The organism is Streptomyces sp. NPDC060027 (assembly GCF_042737005.1).
In the GTDB taxonomy this organism is placed as follows: Bacteria; Actinomycetota; Actinomycetes; order Streptomycetales; family Streptomycetaceae; genus Streptomyces.
The window spans coordinates 1-9626 of sequence record NZ_JBHWVI010000284.1; the positions used below are offsets into that span (position 1 = coordinate 1).

Annotated in this window: 6 protein-coding genes; 1 reads left to right on the forward strand and 5 read right to left on the reverse strand. The window is 71.5% G+C overall.

Going from position 1 to position 9626, the window contains the following annotated elements; genetic code table 11:
* Nucleotides 1-169: 169 nt before the first annotated feature.
* Nucleotides 170-766 carry a hypothetical protein gene (locus tag ACFWBT_RS38735; protein WP_385708258.1) on the reverse strand — a complete coding sequence of 199 codons (597 nt, stop codon included), beginning with the start codon at nucleotides 764-766 and terminating at the stop codon, nucleotides 170-172.
* A 250-nt stretch (nucleotides 767-1016) separates the two neighbouring features.
* Nucleotides 1017-2432 carry a proline--tRNA ligase gene (proS, locus tag ACFWBT_RS38740; protein WP_385708261.1) on the reverse strand — a complete coding sequence of 472 codons (1416 nt, stop codon included), beginning with the start codon at nucleotides 2430-2432 and terminating at the stop codon, nucleotides 1017-1019.
* A gap of 197 nt (nucleotides 2433-2629) precedes the next feature.
* Between proS and ACFWBT_RS38745 the strand changes: the two genes are divergently transcribed.
* Entirely contained in the window at nucleotides 2630-3484 is an 855-nt protein-coding gene (locus ACFWBT_RS38745) for an SAM-dependent methyltransferase (protein ID WP_385708264.1), read from the forward strand.
* A 4-nt stretch (nucleotides 3485-3488) separates the two neighbouring features.
* Here ACFWBT_RS38745 and ftsH read toward each other — a convergent pair whose 3' ends face one another.
* From ftsH to ACFWBT_RS38760, 3 genes are all read right to left on the reverse strand, one after another.
* Nucleotides 3489-5423 carry an ATP-dependent zinc metalloprotease FtsH gene (gene ftsH, locus ACFWBT_RS38750; RefSeq protein WP_385708267.1) on the reverse strand — a complete coding sequence of 645 codons (1935 nt, stop codon included), beginning with the start codon at nucleotides 5421-5423 and terminating at the stop codon, nucleotides 3489-3491.
* A gap of 120 nt (nucleotides 5424-5543) precedes the next feature.
* Nucleotides 5544-7097 carry a signal recognition particle protein gene (ffh, locus tag ACFWBT_RS38755; protein WP_385708270.1) on the reverse strand — a complete coding sequence of 518 codons (1554 nt, stop codon included), beginning with the start codon at nucleotides 7095-7097 and terminating at the stop codon, nucleotides 5544-5546.
* Between the two features lie 143 nt (nucleotides 7098-7240).
* Nucleotides 7241-9626, reverse strand: a 2386-nt coding sequence (locus ACFWBT_RS38760) for a [protein-PII] uridylyltransferase (protein ID WP_385708273.1), incomplete at its 5' end; no start/stop codon positions are given.

Consider the following 9626-nt stretch of genomic DNA (forward strand, 5'->3'; position numbering starts at 1 on the left):
CCATGGGCCCGTAGGGACCGGCGGCGCAGGGGCGCAGGCGAGGTGTGGCCCGCGCGCACTCGTGCTTCCTGAAATCCCCCACCGCCTCGAAGGAGGTGGGGGAGGCACGACTGCTCACGGGCCGCGCGTACTCGTCCGGCACCCACGAGACGCCGGCGTCGCACGCACCTCAGCCCGCGGCCGCCCCGACCACCTCCGGAATCCGGAAGGGCTTGCCGCACCCTCCGCACACGATCGGCGCCTGCGCGAGGACCGAGGGGACCACGCGCACATTGCGCCCGCAGTCGCAGACGGCCTTGACGCGGACGCCTCCCCCGGAGGAACCGTGGCGGGCGGCCGGGCCGCGGAACGAGCGGGCGGTGTCGGCGGCGGTGGCGGCGGAGTGGGCCTTCAGCGCGCGCTGGAGCCGCTCGATCGTCGGGCGGTAGCGGCGCTTCGCCTCGGGGTTGAGCGTGACCAGCGAGAAGCCACTGCTGGGATGCGGCTCCTCGGGGTGGTCGAGGCCCAGCTCCTCGGCGATCGCGAGGAACCTGCGGTTGTGATACCGGCCGGCGCGCGAGGTGTCGCGGACTCCGCGGGCGGCGGCGATGCCGTGGACTGCTTCGTGAAGCAGTCGTTCGAAGGAGAGCTCGTGTCCGCAGGCGGACGACGATTCTCCGATCAGGGACTCTGGCGCGGCAAGATCGGGCAGCTCGGAGTGGTGCCGCTGAATGTCGGCCCACGCCCCTGCCAGCTCTGCGGCGAGAACAGGTGGTGTCGTGCTCACGTAATGACAACGAGCGGGGGTGCCTCTGTGTTCCTATTCCGGGGCATCCCAAATAATTTGCACGTACCCGTCAGTTGCCGCTGATGCGTCCTGACGAGGGCGGGTGCGCTGATCTGCGGAGAAGCGTCACAGCTCCTACCAAGGCGGTACGTAGGCACACGTACGCCCCGGCGCGTAGACGGTCTCCGCGCTCCGGGGCGCCTGTGGTCGGCAGATGCGCAAGAGGTGTTTCGGCCGCCCTCGGGCCCGCTCAGTAGGCGCGGGCGACGACGGCGACGTTACCGGGTGCGTCGTCGGTGCCGGGCACCGACCCGTCCTCCGCGACCAGACACCGTACGGTCACCGCGTGCTCGGCGAGCCTGGCCTCGCCCTCTTCGCCGAGGTCGGCCCACGGAATGCGCGCCCAGCCGCCCGCCACGGCGGCCTCCACGGCCGCTTCGATCGTCGAGACCTCCGACGTGCGGGACTCGCGGCGCTCGCGCGACTGCCGCAGAAGCATCGCCTGGTCCTCCTCCAGGATCGCGGGGAGCAGTGCCGCCAGGGCGTCGACGGCCACGGGCTCCTTGCCTCCGGGGATGCGGCGGGCCAGCATCGCGGTGCCGCTCTCCAGGTCACGGGGGCCGACCTCGACGCGCACCGGGACGCCCTTGAGTTCCCAGTCGACGGCGCGGCGCCCGAAGGGGGTGTCCGTACGGTCGTCGACCTGGACCCGTACACCCGCCGCCTTCAGCCGGTCGCCGATCTCGCGGACCTTGGCCAGAACCGCTTCGTCCCCCTTGATCGCGAGGACGACGACCTGTACCGGGGCGAGGCGGGGCGGCACCCGCAACCCATTGTCATCACCGTGCGACATGATCAGGCCACCCACCATGCGGGTCGAGGACCCCCAGGAGGTCTGCCAGACGAGCTCCTGTTTGCCGTCCTTGGACAGGTACTGGGTGTTGAACGCCTTCGCGAAGTTCTGCCCCAGCTCGTGGCTGGTGCCCATCTGGAGCGCCTTGCCGTCACCCATCATGCCTTCGAGGGTGAGGGTGTTGACGGCACCCGCGAACCGCTCGCTCGCCGTCTTCCGGCCAAGGACGACGTCGATGCCGAGGACGTTGACCATGAAGTCGGCGTACACCGCCTTGTGGATGTGCGCGGCGTAGTCCCGGGCGTCCTCGTAGGTGGCGTGGGCGGTGTGGCCCTCCTGCCAGAGAAATTCAGTCGTTCGGAGGAACACCCGCGGGCGCATCTCCCAACGGACCACGTTCGCCCACTGGTTGATCAGCAGCGGCAGATCGCGGTAGCTCTGCACCCACTTGGAGAAGGAGGCGTTGATGATCGTCTCGGAGGTGGGGCGGACGACGACAGGCTCCTCCAGCTCCTTGCCACCGCCGTGCGTGACCACCGCGAGCTCGGGGGCGAACCCCTCGACGTGCTCCGCCTCCCGGGTCAGGTACGACTGCGGGATGAACAGCGGGAAGTAGGCGTTCTGGGCGCCTGCTTCCTTGATACGGGCGTCCATCTCCTGCTGCATCCGCTCCCACAGCCCGTACCCGTACGGCCGGATGACCATGGTGCCGCGCACCGGGCCGTTGTCGGCGAGCTCGGCCTTGTTGATCAAGTCCTGGTACCAGCGCGGGAAGTCGTCCGCCTGGGGCGTGAGAACGGGTGCCTTTGCCATGCGGCGATCGTACGGGCCCACGTTGCCGGAATGTGAATTCTCGCGCCCTTTGCGGCCCGCGCACAAACGGGCCCCCGCAACCCCTGGACGGCACGTCGAGTGCGGAGTTACCTGACATACGGGGGGAGTGCGGGCCTCGTGCGCGGGGGCGAAGGAACAGGCCCGGCGGCAACTCTCGGCGGATTGGGGCACTTTCGATGACACCTACGCTCGTGCGGCAGCACCTTCCTCATGCGGGTCCAGCGCCCCGCGCGGACCGGGGTGCACGCGCGCGTGACTGGGCCGAGATCCAGGAGCGGATGCTGGTGCCGCTCTACGAGGCCGTCTACGACCGACTCGAAGTGGGCGGCGGGACGCGGCTGCTCGGACTCGGCTGCGGGGCGGGGCTCGCCCTGCTGATGGCGGCCTCCCGCGGCGCCGCGGTCACGGGTGTCGACTCCTCGTCGCCCGAACGGCTGGCCCTCGCACGGGAGCGTCTGCTGCCGGAGGGCCGGGGCACCCACCCGCGCGGCCACCGGCTCGTGGCCGGCTCTCCCGGGGACGCGGCCGTGGCGGGAGCTCCGGCCTACAACCTGGTGACCGCGTTCGAGCCGATCGGGTGCGTGGCCGGAGACTCCGAGGGGCTCGGTGCGCTCCTCGCGGAGGCGGCGCCCCTCACCGGCCGCGGAACGCCCGTGGTGCTGGTCGGGTGGGGACCGCCGGAACGGTGCAGCACCTCGGCCGTGCTGCGGGTGGCCACCAAACTGGCCGACCCCCTGCGCGGTGCGGCGGCCTTGCGCGCCGCCCGCCGGGACGATCTGGAGGAGGTGGCCCAGCGGGCCGGGCTGCGGCCGGACGGCTCGGGGCGGGTGGCCTGCCCGTTCGGGTACGCCGATGTGGACAGTGCCGTGCGAGGGCTGCTGTCCACGGGGCTCTTCGACGCCGCGGTCGACGCCACCGATCAGGCCCAGGTCGACAAGGAAGTGGCCGAGGCGCTGCATCCGCACCTGCGGCGGGACGGGACGGTCTGGATGCCGAACGTGTTCCGGTATCTGATCGCCCGGACGGTCTGAGGGCTCACGCTTCCTTCGCCGTACGGGGCACCCCGGCGATCCGGTACGCCTCCGCCTCCTCCAGGGTCTCGTTGGCGAGGAGTGCCTCGGCCAGGGCGTCCAGCTGTCCTCGGTGTTCGCGGAGTTTCCGGCAGGCCTCCTCGTAGCACTCGTCGACGATGCGGCGCATCTCGTGGTCGATCGAGTCGAGGGTGCCCGGGGCCGCCGCGAGACCGTAGGCCTGCTGGGCGTCGCCGGGCAGGGCGGACAGCCGGCCGACGCGTTCGCTCATGCCCCAGCGGGCGACCATGCCGCGGGCGATGTTGGTGACCTGTTCCAGGTCGTTCTCCGAGCCCGTGGTGACGACGTCGTAGACGACGTGTTCGGCGGCCATTCCGCCGAGGGCGCCGATGATGCGGCCGCGCAGGTACTCCTCGGTGTAGGCGTACCGGTCCGCGTCCGGCGTCGAGAGGGTGACGCCGAGGGCGCGGCCGCGCGGGACGATGGTGATCTTGCGGACCGGGTCGGCGCCGGGCCGCAGCATGCCGAGGAGTGCGTGGCCGCTCTCGTGGTACGCGGTGCGGCGGCGTTCCTCGTAGGGCATGACCAGGGAGCGTTCGGCGCCGAGCTGGACCTTTTCGAGCGCTTCGGACAGGTCGCCCTGGGTCACCTCCTCCTGCTTGCGCTTGACGGCGAGGAGGGCCGCCTCGTTGGCGAGGTTGGCGAGGTCGGCGCCGGTCATGCCCGGGGTCGTACGGGCCACCTGGGTCAGGTCCACGCCGGGGGCGAGCGGGATGTCGCGGGTGTGGATCTCCAGGATCGCCTCACGGCCGCCGCGGTCGGGGGGCGAGACGTTGACGACGCGGTCGAAGCGGCCGGGGCGGGTGAGCGCCGGGTCCAGGATGTCCGCGCGGTTGGTGGCGGCGATGACGATGACGCCCTCGGAGCCGGAGAAGCCGTCCATCTCGGTGAGGATCTGGTTCAGCGTCTGCTCGCGCTCGTCGTGGCCGCCCATGCCGGAGCCGCCCGACCGTGACCGTCCGATGGTGTCGATCTCGTCGATGAAGATGATGGACGGGGCCACTTTGCGGGCCTCGGCGAACAGCTCGCGCACACGCGAGGCGCCGACGCCCACGATCATCTCGATGAACTCGGAGGCGGAGGCGGAGAAGAACGGGACCCCCGCCTCCCCCGCGACCGCCCGCGCGAGCAGGGTCTTTCCCGTGCCGGGCGGGCCCGCCAGCAGCACACCGCGCGGCATCTTCGCGCCCATCCTGCGGTACGCGTCGGGGTTCTTGAGGAAGTCCACGACGTCGTTGAGTTCGCCGGCCACCTCGTCGATGCCGGCCACGTCCGCGAACGTCGTGCGCTTGCCGCCGGGCACGAGTTCGACCGGCTTGGGGGGCGTCTTGCGGCCGAGCATGCCGCCGGCGCCGCCCATGCCGGAGCCCATCCGGCGGGCGATGAAGATCCACAGGACGACGAGCAGGGCCATCGGGGCGAGCGAGATCAGCAGGTTGAAGAGGAAGCTGCGCTCCTGGACGACCGGCGAGGCGGTCACCGTGACGTCGTGCGCCTGCAGGTTCTCCCAGAGTTTGTCGTCCGCGAAGACCGGGCGCTGGGTCTTGAACTTGGTGTACTTCCCGTCACCGTCGGGGTTCTCCTGGGAGTTCTTGAGCTGTCCCTGGATCGCGTCGCCCTTGGAGTAGATCTTGGTGACGTTGCCGTCGGTCACCTGTCTGCTGAACTCCGTGTACGAGATCGTCGGCTCGTCGCCCTGGTTGTAGAAGGACAGCACCAGGTTCGCGACCAGGAACACGACCAGAGCGGCCAGGGCCAGGCTCCACCAGCCGCCGGGCAGCTTCCGCCGGCCACCCGAAGGCGGTGTCGACTCGGGTGGCGTTCCCTCGGTACGCCACGGCTGATCTGGTGCCTTGCGCGGCGGTACGGGGTTGCCCATATGGCGACGTTACGACACATGGCGGACAGTGGCACCCGCGCTCACGCCGCTGGGGGCGCCCCTCCGGTGAGGGGCGCCCCCAGTGGGCGTCGCTGAAGCACTCCCGTACGGGACGGGATGTCAGCCCATGAACTTCTTGAACTCGTCCGGCAGCTCGAAGTCGTCCTGGGCGCCCTGCTGAGGGAGGCCGAAGGCGTTGCCGCTCTGGGCACCCGCCTCGCGACGGGCAGCCTCCTCTTCCTCCTGCTGCTTGCGCTTCATCGGGTTGCCGGAGCGCTGCTTGCCCTTGGCCTGCTTCGCCTTCTTCTTGGTGCGGCCGGGGCCGCCCCCCATGCCCGGCATCCCGGGCATGCCCGGCATCCCGCCGCCCTGGGCCATGCGGGACATCATCTTGCGGGCCTCGAAGAAGCGCTCGACCAGGCCCTTGACCGCGCTGACCTCGACACCGGAACCCTTGGCGATACGGGCGCGGCGCGAGCCGTTGATGATCGTCGGCTCCTGGCGCTCGGCCGGCGTCATCGACTTGATGATGGCGGCCGTGCGGTCGACGTCGCGCTCGTCGAGGTTGGCGATCTGGTCCTTGATCTGGCCCATGCCCGGGAGCATGCCGAGCAGCTTGCTGATGCTGCCCATCTTCCGGACCTGCTCCATCTGGGCCAGGAAGTCGTCCAGGGTGAAGTCCTGGCCCTTCTTGGACGCCAGCTTGGAGGCCATCTTCTCGGCCTCTTCTTGGCTGAACGTCTTCTCCGCCTGCTCGATCAGGGTGAGCAGGTCACCCATGTCGAGGATGCGGGAGGCCATCCGGTCCGGGTGGAAGGCGTCGAAGTCGTCGAGCTTCTCGCCGTTCGACGCGAACATGATCGGCTTGCCGGTGACCGAGGCGATCGACAGGGCCGCACCACCGCGGGCGTCACCGTCGAGCTTGGAGAGCACCACGCCGTCGAAGCCGACGCCGTCACGGAAGGACTCGGCCGTGTTGACCGCGTCCTGGCCGATCATCGCGTCGACGACGAAGAGGATCTCGTCGGGGCTGACGGCGTCGCGGATGTCCGCGGCCTGCTGCATCAACTCCTGGTCGATACCCAGGCGGCCGGCGGTGTCCACGATCACGATGTCGTGGACCTTGGTCTTCGCGAACTCCATGGAGTCCTTGGCGACCTTGACCGGGTCGCCGACGCCGTTGCCCGGCTCGGGGGCGTAGACGGCGACGCCCGCGCGCTCGGCGACCACGCTGAGCTGGTTCACCGCGTTCGGGCGCTGGAGGTCGGCGGCGACGAGGAGCGGGGAGTGCCCCTGGTCCTTGAGCCACTTGCCGAGCTTTCCGGCGAGCGTGGTCTTGCCCGCACCCTGGAGACCCGCGAGCATGATCACGGTGGGCGGGTTCTTGGCGAAGCGGAGGCGGCGGGTCTCGCCGCCGAGGATCGTGACGAGCTCGTCGTTCACGATCTTCAGAACCTGCTGGGCGGGGTTCAGCGCCTTGGAGACCTCGACACCGAGTGCGCGCTCCTTGACGTTCTTGATGAAGGTCCGCACGACCGGGAGGGCCACGTCGGCTTCGAGGAGCGCGATACGGATCTCGCGTGCGGTGGCGTCGATGTCGGCTTCGGACAGTCGGCCCTTGCCCCGCAGGTTCTTGAACGTCGCTGAGAGGCGATCGGAGAGAGTATCGAACACGGCGCTCGTCGGTCCTCAGGGGTCGGGGGCGATGGGAATCGCCCTCCAGGGTATCTGGCCGCGTGCGGTGGGGTCTCCACCGCGTTCATACGAGAGACCTATGGCACCCTCGCGGCCAGGTGTACGGGACGGTCGGCACCGTTTCATTCCCGCAGCGTCTCCTCCAGCGCACGGGCCACCGAGGCCGCCTCGGCGCCCGGCAGGGGCGCCCCCTTCGTGCCCGTCACGTAGAAGGCGTCCACGGCGTTCGCGCCGAGCGTGGAGACATGCATGCTTCGTACCCGGACGTGCGCCTTCTCCAGGGCCCGCCCGATGCGGTGCAGCAGGCCCGGGGCGTCGTGGGCGCGGACCTCGATGACCGTGGCGTGCCGCGAGGCGGCCGGGGCGACGGTCACGCGGGGCGGCGGCGCGATCGATCCGCGGCGGCGCGGGTAGGCGGCGTCGCGTTCGGCGAGGCGCGCCGCGATGTCGAGGGAACCGTCGAGGGCGCGTACGAGGTCGGCGCGCAGGCGGGCGGCCTGCGGCAGGGAGCCGTACTCGGCGGCGACCCGCCAGTTGAGCAGCAGGACCGAGCCCTCGACCCCGTCGGGCAGGTCCAGGGCGCGCAGCTCGGCGGTGCGGACGGTCAGCCGGTGCATGGCGAGGACGCCGGCCACCGCGGGGAGCACGCCCGGCTGGTCCGGGACCGCGATGAGAAGTTCCACACCCAGCGGCTCCGGGTCCTGGGGGACGGAGTCCGCCTCGGCGTCGGCGTCGACCGGCTCCGTCTGCGCGCGCAGCGCCAGGACGGGACCCCCCGTGCGGAACGCCTCGATCGCGAGCCGTTCCTGCTCGGCGGTCGGCGCGGCGGCCTCGGGCTCCTCGGGGGTGTCCCCGGCGAGCACGGCGGAGACCCGTTTGACCAGGTCGGCGACGAGAGAGCCGCGCCAGGAGGACCAGGCGGCGGGTCCGGTGGCCAGCGCGTCGGCCTCGGTGAGCGCGTGCAGCAGTTCCAGGGTGCCCTGCGATCCGACGGCCTCGGCGACCGAACGGACGGTGGCCGGGTCCTCCAGGTCGCGCCGGGTCGCGGTGTCGATGAGCAGCAGATGGTGGCGTACGAGCGTGGCGAGCACCGCCACGTCCACGCGGTCGAAGCCGATCCGGGCGGCCACGTCACGGGCGATGATCTCGCCGGCCACGGAGTGGTCGCCGGGCCAGCCCTTGCCGATGTCGTGCAGCAGGGCCGCGACGAGGAGGAGGTCGGGACGGCCCACGCGGCGGGTCAGTTCCGAGGCGCGGACGGCCGTCTCGATGAGGTGGCGGTCGACGGTCCAGATGTGGACGGCGTTGCGCTGCGGCCGGCAGCGCACCCGCTCCCAGTCGGGCAGCAGCCGGGTGATCAGCCCTTCCGCCTCCAGCGCCTCCCAGACCTCGATGGTCGGGCGGCCCGAGCCGAGGAGGGTGACGAGCTGCTGGCGCGCCTCGGCCGGCCAGGGCGTGGGCAGCGGGCGCGCGGCGGCGGCCATGCGCCGTACGGCGTGCAGGGACAGGGGGAGATCCGCCTGCGCGGCCGCCGCTGCCGCGCGCAACGGCAGCACGGGGTCGCGCTCGGGGCGGGCGGCGCGTGCGAGCACCACCTCGCCGTCCTGCTCGACCACGCCCTCGGCGAGGGGGGATCGCTCGGCGGCCGGCTTGCCGCCGCCCAGCATGGCGCGCAGCCGCGGCCGTACGGCACGCGATCGCAGGACTCGCCCCACTTCGCGCCAGGTGACGTCACTGGCGTACGACACGACGCGCGCGGCCTCGTAGACCTGGCGCAGCAGCGTGTCGGCGTCCAGCAGACCGAGTTCGGCGGCGACCTGGTCCTGTTCCTGGAGCGCGAGGCGGTCGGTGGCGCGTCCGGTGGCGAGGTGCAGGGCGTCCCGGACGTCGAGGAGCCTGCGGCGTGCGTCGGTCAGGCCTTCGCGGGGCGCGTCCGCGAGCCAGGACGCGGCGACGGCGCGCAGTGCGGTGGCGTCGCGCAGGCCGCCGCGCGCTTCCTTCAGGTCCGGTTCGAGGAGGTACTGGAGTTCGCCCTGGCGCTCGGCGCGCTCCGCGCACAGCTCCTGGAGTTCGGGCAGCCGCTTCGGTGCCTGGTTGCGCCAGTCGGCGAGGACCGCCGTACGCAATCCGGCGGTGAGACCGAGATCGCCCGCGAGGTGGCGTGCGTCGAGGAGGCCGAGTTGGGCCTTGAGGTCGTCGGCGGCGGTCTTGCGGGCCTCCGCGGGGGTGCGGACCGAGTGGTCGAGGTCGAGGCCCAGATCCCAGACGGGGTACCAGATGCGGTCGGCGAGGGAGGCGACGGCGCCGGAGTCGCCGCCGTCGTGCAGGAGGAGCAGGTCGAGGTCGCTGCGGGGAGAGAGCTCACCGCGGCCGTAGCCGCCGACGGCGACGAGGGAGACCCCGCGCATGCCCTCGGATCCGGCGGTGAACAGGCCGGTCAACCAGTTGTCCGTCAGTTCGGCGAGGGCCGCACGGCGCGGCGGCCCGGACCGCGCCCCCTCTTGGAGG

Coding starts and splice junctions, on each gene's coding strand:
- proS (WP_385708261.1), bottom strand. CDS start 2,432: ATGGCAAAGGCACCCGTTCTCACGCCCCAGGCGGACGACTTCCCGCGC.
- ACFWBT_RS38745 (WP_385708264.1), top strand. CDS start 2,630: ATGACACCTACGCTCGTGCGGCAGCACCTTCCTCATGCGGGTCCAGCG.
- ftsH (WP_385708267.1), bottom strand. CDS start 5,423: ATGGGCAACCCCGTACCGCCGCGCAAGGCACCAGATCAGCCGTGGCGT.